This is a genomic window from Stenotrophomonas sp. CASM114, assembly GCF_049384325.1.
Classification (GTDB): domain Bacteria; phylum Pseudomonadota; class Gammaproteobacteria; order Xanthomonadales; family Xanthomonadaceae; genus Stenotrophomonas; species Stenotrophomonas muris.
Map to the genome: position 1 here is coordinate 1 of NZ_JBMRGJ010000014.1, position 16,168 is coordinate 16,168.

Annotated in this window: 16 protein-coding genes; 11 read left to right on the plus strand and 5 right to left on the minus strand. The window is 66.4% G+C overall.

Going from position 1 to position 16,168, the window contains the following annotated elements; genetic code table 11:
- Positions 1 to 61: 61 nt before the first annotated feature.
- Positions 62 to 517, minus strand: a complete 456-nt coding sequence (locus tag VG566_RS13790; protein WP_032958112.1) for a MarR family winged helix-turn-helix transcriptional regulator — start codon at positions 515 to 517, stop codon at positions 62 to 64.
- 80 nt (positions 518 to 597) lie between these two features.
- Here VG566_RS13790 and VG566_RS13795 point away from each other — a divergent pair, with 80 nt between their 5' ends.
- The 3 genes from VG566_RS13795 to VG566_RS13805 all read left to right on the plus strand — a co-directional run bounded on the left by VG566_RS13795 (position 598) and on the right by VG566_RS13805 (position 4,327).
- Positions 598 to 1,692, plus strand: a complete 1,095-nt coding sequence (locus VG566_RS13795) for an FAD-dependent oxidoreductase (RefSeq protein WP_164110220.1) — start codon at positions 598 to 600, stop codon at positions 1,690 to 1,692.
- 200 nt (positions 1,693 to 1,892) lie between these two features.
- Positions 1,893 to 2,417, plus strand: a complete 525-nt coding sequence (locus VG566_RS13800) for a GNAT family N-acetyltransferase (protein WP_014646887.1) — start codon at positions 1,893 to 1,895, stop codon at positions 2,415 to 2,417.
- Between the two features lie 140 nt (positions 2,418 to 2,557).
- Positions 2,558 to 4,327, plus strand: a complete 1,770-nt coding sequence (locus VG566_RS13805; protein ID WP_241883792.1) for an oleate hydratase — start codon at positions 2,558 to 2,560, stop codon at positions 4,325 to 4,327.
- A 47-nt stretch (positions 4,328 to 4,374) separates the two neighbouring features.
- Here the strand turns inward: VG566_RS13805 and VG566_RS13810 are convergent, their stop codons facing one another.
- The gene (locus tag VG566_RS13810; RefSeq protein WP_241883793.1) at positions 4,375 to 5,214 is read right to left on the minus strand and encodes an oxidoreductase; all 840 of its coding nucleotides are present in this window, start codon (positions 5,212 to 5,214) and stop codon (positions 4,375 to 4,377) included.
- Between the two features lie 108 nt (positions 5,215 to 5,322).
- On the opposite strand from VG566_RS13810, the gene VG566_RS13815 reads away from it, so the two are divergent.
- From VG566_RS13815 to VG566_RS13825, 3 genes are all read left to right on the plus strand, one after another.
- The gene (locus VG566_RS13815) at positions 5,323 to 6,267 is read left to right on the plus strand and encodes an AraC family transcriptional regulator (protein ID WP_241883794.1); all 945 of its coding nucleotides are present in this window, start codon (positions 5,323 to 5,325) and stop codon (positions 6,265 to 6,267) included.
- 122 nt (positions 6,268 to 6,389) lie between these two features.
- Positions 6,390 to 6,977, plus strand: a complete 588-nt coding sequence (locus tag VG566_RS13820) for a TetR/AcrR family transcriptional regulator (protein WP_241883795.1) — start codon at positions 6,390 to 6,392, stop codon at positions 6,975 to 6,977.
- Between the two features lie 92 nt (positions 6,978 to 7,069).
- Positions 7,070 to 7,570, plus strand: a complete 501-nt coding sequence (locus VG566_RS13825; RefSeq protein WP_014646892.1) for a hypothetical protein — start codon at positions 7,070 to 7,072, stop codon at positions 7,568 to 7,570.
- An 11-nt stretch (positions 7,571 to 7,581) separates the two neighbouring features.
- Here the strand turns inward: VG566_RS13825 and VG566_RS13830 are convergent, their stop codons facing one another.
- From VG566_RS13830 to ftrA, 3 genes are all read right to left on the minus strand, one after another.
- A complete protein-coding gene (locus VG566_RS13830; RefSeq protein ID WP_241883796.1) occupies positions 7,582 to 8,049 on the minus strand; it encodes a chemotaxis protein CheW in 468 nt (155 codons plus the stop codon).
- 107 nt (positions 8,050 to 8,156) lie between these two features.
- Entirely contained in the window at positions 8,157 to 8,591 is a 435-nt protein-coding gene (locus tag VG566_RS13835; protein ID WP_041863350.1) for a BLUF domain-containing protein, read from the minus strand.
- Between the two features lie 94 nt (positions 8,592 to 8,685).
- Positions 8,686 to 9,687 carry a transcriptional regulator FtrA gene (gene ftrA / locus VG566_RS13840; protein ID WP_241883797.1) on the minus strand — a complete coding sequence of 334 codons (1,002 nt, stop codon included), beginning with the start codon at positions 9,685 to 9,687 and terminating at the stop codon, positions 8,686 to 8,688.
- A gap of 330 nt (positions 9,688 to 10,017) precedes the next feature.
- Between ftrA and VG566_RS13845 the strand changes: the two genes are divergently transcribed.
- The 5 genes from VG566_RS13845 (at position 10,018) to VG566_RS13865 (ending at position 16,166) form a co-directional block, all read left to right on the plus strand.
- The gene (locus tag VG566_RS13845) at positions 10,018 to 12,594 is read left to right on the plus strand and encodes a TonB-dependent receptor (protein ID WP_241883798.1); all 2,577 of its coding nucleotides are present in this window, start codon (positions 10,018 to 10,020) and stop codon (positions 12,592 to 12,594) included.
- Positions 12,595 to 12,711: 117 nt separating this feature from the next.
- Positions 12,712 to 13,293: an FMN reductase gene (gene msuE / locus VG566_RS13850; protein WP_241883799.1), complete on the plus strand. Its 582-nt coding sequence runs from the start codon at positions 12,712 to 12,714 to the stop codon at positions 13,291 to 13,293.
- 156 nt (positions 13,294 to 13,449) lie between these two features.
- Positions 13,450 to 13,812, plus strand: coding sequence for a DUF3088 family protein (locus VG566_RS13855; RefSeq protein ID WP_053494460.1), 363 nt, complete (start codon positions 13,450 to 13,452; stop codon positions 13,810 to 13,812).
- Positions 13,813 to 13,826: 14 nt separating this feature from the next.
- On the plus strand, positions 13,827 to 14,804 hold the full coding sequence (locus tag VG566_RS13860; protein ID WP_197557308.1) for an MsnO8 family LLM class oxidoreductase: 978 nt from the start codon (positions 13,827 to 13,829) through the stop codon (positions 14,802 to 14,804).
- 18 nt (positions 14,805 to 14,822) lie between these two features.
- The gene (locus VG566_RS13865) at positions 14,823 to 16,166 is read left to right on the plus strand and encodes an LLM class flavin-dependent oxidoreductase (protein ID WP_046430278.1); all 1,344 of its coding nucleotides are present in this window, start codon (positions 14,823 to 14,825) and stop codon (positions 16,164 to 16,166) included.
- The last annotated feature ends 2 nt before the right edge of the window (positions 16,167 to 16,168 follow it).

The following is a 16,168-nucleotide window of genomic DNA, read 5'->3' on the forward strand; positions in this document are numbered from 1 at the left end:
GGGGGGGGGGGGGGGGTGGGGGGGGGGGGGGGGGGGGGGCCGCCACTACCGGGGCGATGCTTCAGTTCTCGCCGTCCTGAAGGGCGGCATGCAGTTTGTCGGTGATCCGCTGCAGTGCGGCACGATCATCCGCGGAGAGATGGTCGAGAAAATACCGGCGGACACCGGCGGCGTGTACCGGCCGTGCCGCGCGCAGCTGCGCGTGACCTTCTGTGGTCATGCGGATCACTACGACGTTTTCGCTGTCGGTATCGCGTTCGATCAGGCCACGGCCCGCCATGCGGGTCAGCTGGTGCGAGAGGCGCGTCTTGTCCCATTCCAGGTAGTCCAGCAGTTCGCGCTGGCGGCGGCAGCGATCCTTGGACTGGTTCAGCTCCATCAGCACGATGAAGTCGGCCCTTGAGAGCCCGGTGCTACGGGTGATGTCCTGGACGATGCGGCCGGAGGTGATTTCTGCCATGCGCCGGAAGCCGCGCCAGGTGGCCCATTCGTCGGGTGTGATGCTGGGGGAGGTCATGGCCGAACGTTGCCGGGCAATGGTTGACATGTCAACCCTTGCGGCATACGGTTGACGTATCAACTCACCTGGATCGCGCCATGCAGCACCCTCCTCGTATTGCCGTCATCGGCGCAGGCCCCGCTGGCCTCACCGCTGCGCTCATCCTGCATCGCGGCGGTCACCCCGTGAGCGTGTACGAGGGCGAAGCATCCGGGCAGCAGCGCACACAGGGCGGCACGCTGGATCTGCACGACGATTCCGGGCAGGTGGCGCTGCAGCGCGCGGGCCTGCTGGAGGCCTTCCGTGCGGTCGCACGGCATGAGGGGCAGGAGGCGCGGATGGGCGACCCGTGGTCCGGGGAGATCACCACCGGCGGGTTCGGGCCGGAAGGGAGCAAGGACAAGCCGGAGATCGACCGCGGCGACCTGCGCCAGCTGCTGCTGGACGCGCTGCCGGCGGACACGGTGCAGTGGGGCCACAGCCTGACCGCGCTGGTATCTGCACAGGCGAACGGGCACGGCCTGCGATTCGCCAACGGCGTGCAGCGCGAGGCGGACATCGTGATCGGTGCCGATGGTGCGTGGTCGAAAGTGCGCGCGGCCTTGAGTACGTGCCAGCCGGTGCCCACCGGCATTACCTTCTTCGAAGGTTGGATCGCACAGCCTGCTGCGGACATCGCAGCGATGGTCGGGCAGGGCAGCCTGTTCTGCTTTGGCGGCGAGGAGGCCTTGTTCGTGCAACGCAACAGCCGCGATCGGCTCTGCGTGTATGCGGCGCTGAAGCGCTCTTCCGAGTGGCTTGATGCGCAGATCGCGCAGCACGGCATACGGACGCTGGTGACAGGCTGCTATACCGGGTGGGCCACGAACCTTCGGCGCCTGCTGGAGGCCTGCACGGACTTCGTGCGGCGGCCGATCTACAGCCTGCCAGCGGATTTTTGCTGGACCCCGCGCGATGGCGTGACCTTGATCGGCGATGCGGCGCATCTGATGCCTCCGGTGGGCGTGGGCGTGAACCTGGCGATGCTGGACGCGTCGGATGTGGCGATGGCGTTGTGCGCGCGGCCGGATGCGATCAGCGCGATGCGCGACGCCGAAGTGCTGGTGCGTGAACGCGCCCGCGCCCTGATGCCGGATGCGATCGAGGGGTTCCAGCGCTGGTTCATTGCCGGAGGGGATGCTCCACGCGGTTGATGAAGCATCGAGTCTGTACGCACCTGCGACACTGGGAACAGCAGCAGATTCCTGGCGGCGCGCTGGAAGTCACATGGACTTCCGACTGCTTTGGTCCGGTACAGGTGGCCACGCTGGGGTACGCGCTAGACTGGTTGAACCGGCCGATGCTCCCCCTGTTTTCCAGGGTTGGGGAGCGTGGTATGACAGGAGCGGAACGCATGACTGAAACCGGAAAGGACGCCTTGAACATCCGCCGCGCCAGCGCGGCCGATGCCCCTGCAGTGTTGGGGCTCTTTGACGAGGTGATCGAGTGGTTCGTGTCGATCGGCAATGTGCAGCAATGGGGCAGCGAACCGTGGTCGACGATGCCGCGCCGGATTGCCCAGGTCACCGAGGCGTGTGCACTGCCAGGCGCATGGGTGGCGCAGAACGAGCAGGGCGACGTGCGGGCGTTCCTGGCACTGGGCGAGTCGATGCCCTATGTGCCGGCGCCCACCGGGCCGGAGCTGTATGTGCGGGTTCTGGTGGCCTCGCGTGATGTGCGCGTGCGTGGCATCGGCCGCCGACTGATGGCGTTTGCCGACGAGCAGGCGCGCGCTGCCGGTGTCGACCATCTGCGTGTGGACTGCTACGCCGGAGGCAGCGGCGACCTGGTGCGCTTCTATGAATCCTGCGGGTATACGCGCATCGCGCCGTTCAACGTGGACGGCTGGCCAGGCATGCTGTTGGGAAGGACGCTCTGACGCGGCTGCGTCATTCCGTCGCAGCCTGCGCGCAGGAAACGATACATCGGATCGGCGCTAGAGTAGGGTCATGACCTGCATCGGATGGCTGTGTCATTCCGCTGCCGGTTCCTGATGACCCCTCCAGGAAGGTGCAACGCATGTATTACAGCAGTGGCAACTACGAAGCTTTCGCGCGCCCGCGCAAGCCGGCCGGTGTGGATGGCAAGCGCGCCTGGTTTGTGGGCTCGGGCCTGGCCTCGCTGGCCGGCGCCGCGTTCCTGGTGCGCGACGGGCGCATGGCCGGTGAACGCATCACCATCCTTGAACAGCAGCAGATTCCTGGCGGCGCGCTGGATGGCCTGAAGGTGCCGGAGAAGGGCTTCGTGATCCGCGGCGGCCGCGAGATGGAAGACCACTTCGAGTGCCTGTGGGACCTGTTCCGCTCAATTCCGTCGCTGGAGATTGAAGATGCCAGCGTGCTGGACGAGTTCTACTGGTTGAACAAGGACGACCCGAACTATTCGCTGCAGCGTGCCACCATCAATCGCGGCGAAGATGCGCACACTGATGGCCTGTTCACGCTGACCGAGCAGGCCCAGAAGGACATCATCGCGCTGTTCCTGGCCACCCGGAAGGAGATGGAGAACAAGCGGATCGACGAGGTGCTGGGCCGCGACTTCCTGGACAGCAACTTCTGGCTGTACTGGCGCACCATGTTCGCGTTCGAGGAATGGCATTCGGCGCTGGAGATGAAGCTGTACCTGCATCGCTTCATCCACCACATCGGCGGCCTGCCGGATTTCTCGGCGTTGAAGTTCACCCGGTACAACCAGTATGAATCGCTGGTGCTGCCGCTGGTGAAGTGGTTGCAGGACCAGGGCGTGGTGTTCCAGTACGGCACCGTGGTGACCGACGTCGACTTCGATCTGCAGCCGGGCCGCAAGCAGGCCACGCGTATCCACTGGATGCGTGATGGTGTAGCCGATGGCGTGGATCTGGGCGCGGATGATCTTGTTTTCATGACGATCGGTTCGCTGACCGAAAACTCGGATAATGGCGATCACCACACCGCGGCGCGTTTGAACGAAGGACCGGCGCCGGCCTGGGACATGTGGCGCCGCATCGCCGCGAAGGACGAGGCCTTTGGCCGCCCGGATGTGTTCGGCGCGCATATCCCGCAGACCAAGTGGGAATCGGCGACAGTGACGACGCTGGATGCGCGCATTCCGGCTTACATCCAGAAGATCGCCAAGCGCGACCCGTTCAGTGGCAAGGTAGTGACCGGCGGCATCGTCAGCGTGCGCGACTCGCGCTGGCTGATGAGCTGGACGGTGAACCGCCAGCCGCATTTCAAGAACCAGCCCAGGGACCAGATCGTGGTCTGGGTGTACTCGCTGTTTGTGGATACGCCGGGCGACTACGTGAAAAAGCCGATGCAGGAGTGCACCGGCGAGGAGATCACCCGCGAGTGGCTGTACCACCTGGGCGTGCCGGTGGAAGAGATTGATGCGCTGGCTGCGACCGGTGCGAAGACGGTGCCGGTGATGATGCCGTACATCACGGCGTTCTTCATGCCACGCCAGGCCGGTGACCGCCCGGACGTGGTGCCGGACGGCGCGGTGAACTTCGCCTTCATCGGCCAGTTTGCCGAATCGAAGCAGCGCGACTGCATCTTCACCACCGAGTATTCGGTGCGCACGCCGATGGAAGCGGTGTACACCCTGCTGGGGATCGAGCGCGGCGTGCCGGAGGTGTTCAATTCCACGTATGACGTGCGCTCGCTGCTGGCCGCCACCGGCCGCCTGCGCGATGGCAAGGAACTGGATGTTCCCGGGCCTGCGTTCCTGCGCAATCTGCTGATGAACAAGCTGGACAAGACCCAGATCGGTGGCCTGCTGCGCGAGTTCAAGCTGGTGCAGGAAGACTGAGCGGGCAGGGGGAGGCCGCCGCTGAGGGCATCGGCGGCCTCAAGATCTCACGCTACGCCGTCGGTCGAACGGCTCAGCTGTTCCCACGCGTCGATGCTACCGGCCATCGATGCCAGCTTTGCCCTCACCAGCTGCAGTGCATCACTGCCCAGCAGCAAGTGGCGGGGAGGAGCGTCGCTGTCGATGACCTGCAGCATGGCCTGCGCAGCCTTCACTGGATCACCGGGCTGGTGGCCACTCTTCGCCTCACGCGCGTTGCGGATGGGATCGAACAATGCGTCGTAGTCGTCAATGCTGCGCGGTGCCCGCACCATCGAGCGGCCTGCCCAGTCGGTGCGGAAGGAACCCGGCGCGACGGCCGTGACGTGGATACCAAACGGCGCGACTTCCTTGCCAAGCACTTCACTGATGCCCTCCAGCGCGAACTTGCTGCCGCAGTACCACGCGATGCCCGGCATCGTGATGAAACCGCCCATGGAGGTGATGTTGAGGATATGGCCGCGGCGCCGGGCGCGCATGTGCGGCAGCACGGCCTTGATCAGCGCGGCCGGAGCGAACACGTTCACCTCGAATTGCTGCCGCAGCTCGGCGAGCGTGGATTCTTCGAGGATGCCTTCGTGGCCGTAGCCAGCGTTGTTGACCAGCACGTCGATGCTTCCGATGTTGGTTTCGATATCGGCGACGAGCGCATTGATGGCGGCGGTATCGGTTACGTCCAGCAGGCGACCGAATGCGCGGCCGGGAGCGAGCGCTTCGAGTACCTGGCGGTCGGTTTCGTTGCGCACGGTGCCGACCACGCGGTGGCCGGCCAGCAGGGCCTGCTGGGCAAGGGCGCGGCCGAATCCACTGCTGACACCGGTGATGAGGAGAAAGCGGGAAGGGGTCATGAGGGGGCGTTCGTGGTGGGCAGGGCTTGCACGTTAGTTCTTGAACGACCGGGGTCACAGGCCTAGGATTCGGCCATTCTTGCCTATTCCTCTGGAGTGCCTGTGCCTGTGGTCGATTCCCTGCAACGGCAGGTGCAGGCGCGCATGGTCGGCCTGCTGAAGACGCTGGCGGTGGAGGAGGGCTATACGCTCACGCGCCTGCCGGGGGTGCGGTTGCTGCGATCGGACCGGCCACTGGCGCGCACGCCGGTGTTGTACGACCCCGGCATCGTGATCGTCTGCCAGGGCGTGAAGCGTGGCTATCTGGGCGGGCAGGTCTACCAGTACGACGCGCAGCACTATCTGGCAGTGTCGGTGCCGGTGCCGTTCACGATGGAAACCGATGCGTCGGCCCAGGCGCCGCTGCTGGCGATCTACCTGCACCTGGATCTGCAGCTGGCGGCGGATCTGCTGATCGAACTGGGTGAACAGGAGGGCACCCCGGAGACACCGGCGCAGGGCATGATGTCCAGCCCGATGCAGGCGCCGATGCAGGCCACGGTGCTGCGCCTGCTGGAGGCACTGGCTGAACCGTTGGAGGCTGCCGTGCTCGGCCCTGCGTTGGTGCGTGAGGTGTACTTCCGCGTGCTGACGGGTGCACAGGGCGGCGCAATGCGTGAGGCGCTGGCCATGCGCGGGCGCTTCGGCAGCATCGGCAGAGTGCTGCGGACGATCCATGCCGGATATGCCACCGCCCTGGACGTGGGGCAACTGGCCACCGAAGCGGGCATGAGTGTGGCGACCTTCCACGACCACTTCCGCGCGATTACCGGCACGTCGCCGATGCAGTACGTGAAGTCGACCCGCCTGCACCAGGCACGGTTGCTGATGCTGCGGCAGGGGATGACTGCCGAAGCGGCATCGCTGGCGGTGGGGTATGCCAGCCCGTCGCAGTTCAGCCGTGAGTTCAAGCGCCTGTTCGCGTTGCCGCCGGCGGCCGAGGTCGCGCGGATGCGGCGCAGTTTCGCGCTGCCACCTCCGCCAGCCGATGCGGTATACGTGTCTTCGCATTGAGGGGCGATCGAAGGTCACGTTGCCAGCAAGCCGGCCAGCGGCCGGCTCTGCCGGGAATGATGCCTGGCGGGTGCAGCAGAGAGGGGTTGACAGGCTGTCTACCTACTAGTAGGTTTATTGCCATGAAAGAGTCGCTCTCGCCCAAGGCACAGGAAATCCTGGCGCATGCCCGTGCGCTGCTGGAAGCCGGTGGCTACAACGGCTTCAGCTACGCCGACGTGTCGGCGCGGGTGAACATCAGCAAGGCCAGCATCCATCACCACTTCCCCAGCAAGGCGGATCTGGTGCGCACGGTGGTCGAGCTGTACCGGGCCGAGGCGCGCGAAGGCCTGGCGTTGCTGGATCGCCAGCTCGACGACCCGCTGCAGGAACTCAACGCCTATGTGGAGTACTGGTCCAGCTGCATTGCAGGGGGTACGTCCTCGTTCTGCATCTGCGCGATGCTGGCCGCCGAAGCGCCGATGATTCCGGCAGAGATCGCTGAGGAAGTGCGCGGCCATTTCGAGGACCTGAGCGGCTGGCTGGCAGTGACGCTGGAGAAGGGCGTTTCGATGGGCCAACTGCAGTTGCAGGGCTCGGCGGCCGATGAGGCCAAGGCGTTCATGTCATCGGTGCACGGCGCGATGCTGGCCGCGCGCGGTTTCGGTGATGCGGCGACCTTCGCGGCACTGGCGCGGTTGGCGATTGCGCGGGTGAGCGCGGCGTCCTGAGAGATGTGTGGTGGGCCTGCGGCGACGCGGGCCTTCTTTTTGAACCCAATGCCTACCTACTAGTAGGTTCATTCTGTCCCTGGAGATGTCCCATGTCCCACCCTCTGTCCACACTTGGCGTGATCCATACCGCTGTCAGCCTGATCCCGGTGTTGAGTGGCCTGTATGCCTTCATTCGCCATCGCGCAATCGATCCCGCCACGCGCGCGGGCAAGCTGTACCTGGTGGGGCTGGTGCTGTCGGTGGCCACCTCGTTCACCGTGTCCAGCACGGGCGGGATCAACCCCGGCCACGCATTCGGGGTGATCGTGCTGCTGGTGGCATTCGGCGGCGTGCTGGCCGCGCGGCTGCGCTGGCTGGGGCGCGCCGCGCGTTACCTGTCGACCTTCGCACTGTCGTTCAGCTTCCTGCTCTCGTTGGTGCCCGGCGTCAACGAAACGCTGACCCGCCTGCCGGCAGCGCATCCGATTGCGGCGGCACCGATGGCCCCGGTGGTGCTGCACACGCTGCTGGCCTGCCTGGTGGTGTTCGTGATCGGCTTTGCCGCGCAGTGCTGGAGGCTGCGAAACCGTGCCTTTGCAGGACGATCCTGAGACGCCGCCGGTCACCCCGGCGCGGCAAGTGCGCCCAGCAGTGCCGCCGTTTCGATCAGTGCAGCCGAGCGCGCCGGATCGAGTTGAATGTGCCGGCTGCAGAAGCAGAACGATTGGCCCGCTGCAGGCTCGGGGGTGTTCGCGCTCGCGTCCGGCGTCTCGATCTCCAGCACTTCGTCCACGGCCAGCGCCAGGGTTGCGGTGCCGGCGTTGATCAGCTGCATGGCCGGGCTGCCACCCTCGAATGCCGGTTGGCCGCTCATGCGGCGCAGGTCGACGACGGGTAATGGCTGCCCACGGACCTCCAGGGTCGGCCTGCCGTTGCGGTCTGCAGGGCCGAATGCCTCCGGACCGCGGATTTCGACCGCAGCCTGGATGTCGATGGCGAACAGGACGGTACCTGCACGCACGACGACGATCTCGAACAGGTCGGCAGGCGATGCGCGTGTTTCCGTTGCAGGGTGGGCGGGTACGGGCATGCGATGGGCGTGGCGAAGACGATGGGAAAGGAGATCTGGATGATGACGCCTGGACGCAACGCGCGGCCGCGTCGGCGTGCGCGTGCAAGGCGATGGTTCAGTGTCTATCAGGCGGCTGCGCGTGGCGCGCCGACGGTGCCGACGCGTGGAAAATGCGGACGCAGCAGGCGGACGAGCTGGTCCATGCCCGGAATGGAGTGGCCGAACTCGTCCCAGCGCGCATTCACCAGGCCGGACACCACGATCTGCCCGGTCTCGATGTGGGTCATTGCCCAGTACGGAACGGCACGCGCGCTGATGGCCATGTCCAGTACCGGCACGACGGCAGCATGCGAGCGGCTGTCATGGATGCGGCGCTTGACTGCTTCCAGGGCGTCGGGCGGGCCTTCGATGTACTGGAAAAACCGCTGCCCGTCGACGATCAGCGCACCGGTAACGTCCACCCGGCGATTGAACGTGGCAGATTGCGAGACGATCTGGTGGAGGGCTTGATTGGACAGCCCAGCCGACATGCGGCTGGAGTAAGCAAATGCATGGAGCATGGAAGGGGCTTCTTGTGACGCACGTCACTATACGCACGCAAGCCCGGACCGTCGTGAGGCTTTGCTCACGCCACGCCTGGCTCCGCGCACTGGATCAACAGCCCACCAACCGGTCGGCACCGAGACCGCCGCGATGCTGGCTGCGGTACTCGGTAGGGCTCGCGTCGACCTGACCGCGGAAGTGCCGACGGAACGATTCCTGCGAACCAAAGCCGGCCTGTTCTGCAATCCACTGCAGCGGCCGGTCAGTGGTTTCCAGCAGCTCGCGCGCGAAAGCCACGCGCTCGCGGATCAGCCAGTCGATCGGCGACAGGCCGGTGGCGTCCAGGAACTGCCGCTGCAGCGTGCGTTGGCTGAGCGCGGCCTGCTCGGCGAGGCTGCCCAGCGAGTGGGGCTCGCGCAGGTTGCGGCGCATCCATTCCATCAGCTTTGCCAAGCGGGTGGGCTCGCCGTGGGGAATGGCGCGGCTGACGCGCTGGCTGCGCCCGGCATCACGCCATGGTGCCAGGACCAGCCGTTCGGCCACCAGGTTGGCCACGCGCGCGCCGTAATCCTTGCGCACCATGTGCAGCATCATGTCCATGCCGGTGGCCGAGCCGGCCGAAGTGATGATGCTGCCGGTATCCACGTACAGCGCATCCTCGCGCACATCGATGCGCGGGAAGTCGCGTGCGAGTGCTTCGGTGAGGCGCCAGTGCGTGGTGGCCTGGCGGCCATCGAGCAGCCCGGCCCAAGCCAGCACGAAGGCGCCGGAGCAGATCGAGGTGATGCGCGCGCCACGGGCATGCGCACGGATCAGTGCATCGAGCAGCGCCTGTGGCGGACGTTCGCTGGGCTCGCGCCAGCCGGGGATGACGATGATGTCGGCGTCATCGACCGTGCTGAGATCGTAGGGCAGCTGCACCTGCGCATTACCGAGCATGCGCAGCGCGCCGGGCTCGCCCGCGCACAGCTGGGTGCGGTACCAGGCCACGCCGAGTTCCGGCCGCACCGGCGCGAACAGGCCGACCGCGCAGCCGAATTCGAACAGCCCCTGGCCGTGGCAGGCGACGATGGCAACGAGCGGCGCGGTGGGATCGGCGGGTGGGCTGGGCATGGCCTGATGCTACGGGTGGCGGTGCGTGGCGTTGCGTGATGCGCGGGCATGAGGTGATGCCGGGCGGGCATATGGGAACCGGGGTCGGATCCCTTCCGCAGGAAGGGCTCTGACCCCGTGGTGGGGAGGCGTGCGTGGGGTCAGAGCCCTTTCCTATGGAAAGGGATCCGACCCCGTGGGGGACCCCGTGCGTGTGCGCCGCCTAACGTCATTACCAGCGGTCATGTGGGTGGCCGGATGTTACGGCTGGGTGACGCGATCCCGCCTGTCGCACCAGGTGAACAGGCCCTTGAATGGAAGCGTGTTTCCGGCCCACCCCCACGAGCCCCCATGCCTGCCGCCCACGCCCCTGTCCTGAGCACTCTCGCTGTTCTGATCACAGCCATCCTTGCCGCCTCGCCCAGCCATGCGGCTGAAGCAGACGCAGATCCTGCTGCCACCGCCGCGACGGCCAACGTGGCCGCGTCCACGCTGGATGCGGTGGTGGTCACCGGCTCACGCACCAGCACGCGCACGGTGAAGAACAGTTCCACGCCGATCGATGTGATCTCTGCAGAGGACCTCGCCGCGACCGGGCAGGGCAACCTGCTGGAAGCGCTGCAACGTGCGCTGCCGTCGCTGAGCCAGATCGGCGGCTACCAGAGCGACCAGGAGAGCCTGATCCGTGGCTACCAGCTGCGCAACCTGTCACCGGGCTACACGCTGGTGCTGGTGAACGGCAAGCGCCGCAATGCCAGTGCCTATGTGAGCGGTGCCAATGGGGGCGGCTTCCCAGGCCACGCCTGGGCAGACCTGGCGTTGATTCCGGTCTCGGCCATCGACCACGTGGAAGTGCTGCGTGATGGTGCGTCGGCCATCTATGGCTCGGACGCGATCACCGGCGTGGTCAACGTGATCCTGAAATCGCAGGCGCACGGTGGCGATGTGTCGGTGGAGAGCGGGCAGAGCATCGATGGTGATGGTTCGCGTACCAGCGTGCGCGCCAATGTCGGGCTGCCGTGGGGCCAGGATGGCTTCGTCAACCTGTCCGGCGAGAACACGCGGCAGCACCACGCGATCCGCACCCGCCGCTACATCGATGGCTACCTGAGCTATCCGGCAGTAGATGCCAACGGCAACCGGGTTGCATTGCGCCCGAACAACCGCTTGCCGGCGGGTGCATCGCCGAACCCGGCCGAGGCCAACCGCGATGCCGAGGCCAACACCATCCTCAGCTCGCCGTCGTACGCGTTGAAGGCTTTCGCAGTGAATGCCGGCCATGGCCTGGGCGAGAGCGCGCAGTTCTACGCCAACGCCACGGCCAGTGACCGCACCGCGCAGGCGATCCAGAACTTCCGCCTGCCGGCGACCATCTTCACCACCTACAAGGCACCCGGCGTGCTGAGCGTGTTTCCCGATGGCTTCCTGCCGGTGCTGGAGACCAAGGAAAAGCAGTACACCGGCACTGCGGGCGTGAAGGGGCAGATCGCGGGCTGGGATTACGACGCCAGCCTGACCGGCAACCGCAGCACGGTGCGCACCTATACCCGCAATTCGGTGAACTACTCGCTGCCGTATCCCGGTTCGCCCACTGACTTCTATGACGGCAAGCTGGACTACCAGCAGGGGATCGCCAACCTGGACCTGCGCCGTGGCTTCGAGGTGGCGGCGTTGGCCTCGCCACTGGAAGTGAGCGCAGGCGCCGAGTACCAGCACGAACAGTACGAACGCGGGGCCGGGCAGTGGGAGTCGTACACCGGCTTCGGTGCAGCCGCGTTCGTGGGCTACTCCACCGCCGATGCGGTGAAGGCGACGCGCAACAGCAAGGCGGTCTATGTGGGCGCGGCCAGCAACATCACCTCGCGCTGGTATCTGGATGCAGCGGCGCGCTGGGAAGATCATTCCGACTTCGGCAGCGTGTCCACTGGCCGCCTGACCACGCGCTTCGACTTCACCGATGCGTTGGGTGTACGCGCGACGGTCAGCAACGGCTTCCATGCGCCCAGCCTGGGCGCACAGTTCTACCAGGCCACGGGCAGCTGCCCGTGCGGGACCACGCTGGTGGCGCAGGTGTCTTCGCCGGCGGCGGTTGCGCTGGGTGCTACGCCGCTGAAGCCCGAGAAAGCCACCAACTACAGCCTGGGCGTGACCTGGGACCCGAGCCCGGCGTTCCATCTGGCCGTGGATGCATACCAGATCGACATCCGTGGCCAGCTGGGCCAGTCCAGCCAGATCGGCTACAACGCGCAGGATCCGGCGCGCATCACCGACAACAGCGGTACGGTGCTGAGCGCGGCGCAGAAGAACACCATCGATGCGCTGCTGGGTTCAGCCGGCATCAGCATCCTGCCGGGTGATGCGTTCTACGCCAGCTACTTCACCAATGTAGGCAATACCCGCACGCGCGGTGTCGAGCTGACCCTGGAAGCCAACCAGGACACTGCGTGGGGCAAGCTGCGCTGGAGCTACGCGGCCAACGTCGGCCGTACCACCATCCAGAAGGTGAGCGACATTCCGGCGGCACTGCAGGGGCTGCCGAACATCAACCTGCTGACCAAGAGCAGCGAGTACGCGCTGCGCTTCCGCACGCCCAGCTACACCCAGGTAGCCGGGCTGGGCTGGCAGAACGGGCGCTGGCGCTCGAACGTCGACTTCACCTACTACGGCCCGATCAAGCGCCTGAACAACGGCGTGGAGTACAAGCAGCCGCCGGTGCTGGTGACCAACCTGTCCGGCGGCGTGGAGCTGGGGGCGGGCTGGAGCGCGGCGCTGGGGATCAACAATGTGTTCGACAAGCGCACGCGCAAGGTGCCCGCGTATGCGCGCAGTGCCACCGATGTGGCGAGCATCGAGACGACCTGGGACAACGGCGACGTGTTGGGCAACGTCGGGGCGTATTGGTATGGGCGGATCAGTTACCGGTTCTGATCTGGGGCAGCCGAGCATGGCTCGGCTCTACAAAGGCGGGAAGCAGCCGAGCATGGCTCGGCTCTACAAAAGACGAAGGGCGGCCGGAGGTAGTTCGGCATTATCGAGGAGCAGTTCATGTCTTCTGCATTGAAGGTGGTTGCATTGGTGGGGTCGCCGACCAGTTCGGCGACATCGCGCACGTTGCTGCTGGTGCGGCATCTGCTGGCGTCGCTGCAGCAACGCGTGCATGCCAGCGTGGAGCTGGTGGAGCTGGCGCCGATCGCGCGCTCGCTGGGCCAGTCGTTGTCGCGCGATGAGGCGGGGCCGGCGGTGGAGCAGGCGCTGCAGAGCATCGAGGCCGCAGAGCTGCTGGTGGTGGCCGCGCCGGTCTATCGCGGCTCGTATCCCGGGTTGTTCAAGCACCTGGTCGACTTCGTCGGGCTGGAGGCGCTGGTGGATACGCCGGTGCTGCTGGCAGCGACCGGTGGCAGCGAGCGCCATGCGCTGGTGATCGACCACCAGTTGCGGCCGTTGTTCAGTTTCCTGCAGGCGCACACGCTGCCGATCGGGGTGTATGCCACGCCTGCCGACTTCGACGGCGAGCACATCAACAGTGCTGCCTTGCAGGCACGCATCGCGCTGGCAGCCGAGCGTGCGGCCGGCCACCTGGCGACGCAGGCGCTGGCGGTAGCGGCGCCGCTGCGACGCATCGCCTGACGCCATAACCGGCGGCGCTTTGCTTATGTCCACGCCGCATCTGCATGGCCGGATCTGACCGCCGATTGTCGCCAGGCGTCGCTGCCGCAGCCGCCGGCATCTCTAGCATCGATATCGAAGCGGCATCGCATTGCCGGCCCAGATGAGGACCCCCCAGTGACGCTCGACGCAGCAAGCAAACCCATCCTGTTCCTGCTCGATCGCGAGTTCGAGGACGGCCAGATTCCCGGCCAGCGCTTCTTCTGCCGGCACAGCCTGTTGCTGGAAGGTGCACTGTCGAGCATCGACGGCCTTGATGCGCAGCTGGACGTACGTCGCATCGGCTTCGCGCGGCCGCGCCGCGAGGTGATCGCCGAGATCGGCGAGCAGGACCAGTCGTTGCCCAAGCTGGTGCTGCCGCAGGGCATGCGCAGCGACCTGGCCAGTGGCGCGCACCAGGACCGGCAGTACATCTCCGGTGCCGAACCGATCCTGGCCGCACTGAACGGATTGCTCGGCATTCCCGTGGCCCACCCCTGAGCGAGGACGCGACCGTGAGCTATCAGATCAGCGTGCTGGACAAGAGCCCGGTAGCCGAGGGCGCTTCGCCGGAGCAGGCGCTGCGCAACAGCCTGCAGCTGGCGCAGCGCGCCGAACAGCTGGGCTATCACCGCTACTGGTTTGCCGAGCACCATGCCGCACCGACGTTGGCCAGCCCTGCACCGGAAGTGCTGGCGGCCTGGGTGCTGGCGCAGACCCGGCGCATCCGCATCGGCAGTGGCGGGGTGATGCTGCGCCACTACGCGCCGTACAAGGTGGCGGAGAACTTCAACCTGCTGGCGGCGCTGGCGCCGGGGCGCGTGGATCTGGGCGTGGGCAAGGCCCCCGGCGGCCTGCCGGCCTCGACCGCCGCGCTGGCAGCCGGGCGTCCGCCGTTCGCCGACTTCGACCAGCAACTGCGCGACCTGGAGGGTTATCTGGCCGGCGCCGAAAGCGAGGCGCTGGCGCGGCCGGTTCCGCAGCAGGCGCCGGAGCGTTTCCTGCTCGGCGCAAGTCCACAGAGCGCAAAGCAGGCGGCCGAACTGGGCTGGCGCTTCGTCTACGCCGCGCACTTCGATGGTGACCCGAAGCACATCGAGGCCGCGTTCGATGCCTACCGCAGCGTCGCCTCGCAGCCGCCGCTGCTGGCCACGGTGGCCTTCGCCGCACCGACTGCGGAAGCCGCTTCGCGTCATATCGGTGCGCTGCGGGTCTACAAGCTGCACCTCGGTCCCGGGCAGGCGGTGAACCTGCCCAGCGCCGAGGCAGCTGCCGAATACGCGCGCCAGGTGGGGGTGGCCGACTTCCGCATCGAGGAAACGCGCCCCAGCGTGCTGTCCGGTGACGCGCAGCACGTGCGCGGCGAACTGGATGCGCTGCACCGGCGTTTCGGCGTGGGCGAGTTCATCCTCGATGCGCCGGTGGCCGACCTCGACGCACGCCTGACATCCCTTGAACTGCTGTCGCCCGCGCCGCGCGCGGCGGTGGCCTGACCTGCAGGAGCGTTTCCCATGAGCACGACCCCGCGCCACATTCCGTTCGGCATCATGCTGCAGGGCCCCGGCAGCCACATGCATGCCTGGAAGCACCCGTCCAACCCGGCCGATGCCAGCGTCAACCTGCAGTTCTACATCGACATCGCTCGCACCGCCGAAGACAACGGCATCGCCTTCGGCTTCGTGGCCGACGGCCTGTACATCAACGAGAAGTCGATCCCGCATTTCCTCAACCGTTTCGAGCCGATCTCGCTGCTGTCGGCGCTGGCCACGGCCACGAAGAAGATCGGCCTGGCCGGTACGCTGTCGACGTCCTACAGCGATCCGTTCACCGTCGCCCGTCAATTCGCCTCGCTGGATCTGCTCAGCGGCGGCCGCGCCGGCTGGAACGTGGTGACGTCGCCGTTGGAGGGCTCGGGTCGCAATTATGGCCGGCCACACCCCGAGCATGCCCTGCGCTACCAGATCGCCGACGAGTACCTGGAGGTGGTGCAGGGGCTGTGGGATTCCTGGGATGACGATGCCTTCGTGCGCGAGCGCGACAGCGGTACGTTCTTCGCGCCGGAAAAGTTCCGCCGCCTCGACCACAAGGGCCGCTTCTTCCAGGTGGAAGGCCCGCTCAACATCCAGCGTTCGCCACAGGGCCAGCCGGTGATCTTCCAGGCCGGTTCGTCCGACGATGGCATCGCGCTGGCCGGCAAGTACGCCGATGCGGTGTTCACCCATTCGCCGTCGCTGGAAGAAACCCGCGCGTTCACCCAGAAGGTGAAGAACTCGGCGATCGCGCATGGCCGCAGCGGAAACGACGTGAAGATCTTCCCGGGCATCGGCCCCATCGTCGGCCGTACTGTCGAAGAGGCCGAAGCCAAGTACCAGGCAATCGCCGCACTGGCCACGCTGGAGGATGCACTGGCCTACCTGGGACGCTTCTTCGACCACCACGATTTCAGCCAGTACGATCCGGATGCTCCCTTCCCGGACCTGGGTGAGATCGGCAGCAACTCGTTCCGTTCCACCACCGACCGCATCAAGCAGGATGCGCGGGAGAAGGGGCTGAGCCTGCGCCAGGTGGCATTGGAAGCCGTGAGTCCACGACCGAACTTCATCGGTACGCCGGAGCGCGTGGCCGATGAGCTGATCCGCTGGTTCGATGCCGGTGCCAGCGACGGCTTCATCCTCGGTTTTGCGGCACAGCGCGAAGGCCTGGACGATTTCGTGACCCAGGTGCTGCCGATCCTGCAGGCGCGCGGCTACCACCAGCGCGAGCTGGAGGGGCAGACCCTGCGCGAACATCTGGGCCTGCCGTACAAGGCCAGCCGTCATTCGACCGATGCCGAGCCGGCGCGGAAGGCGGGGTAGGG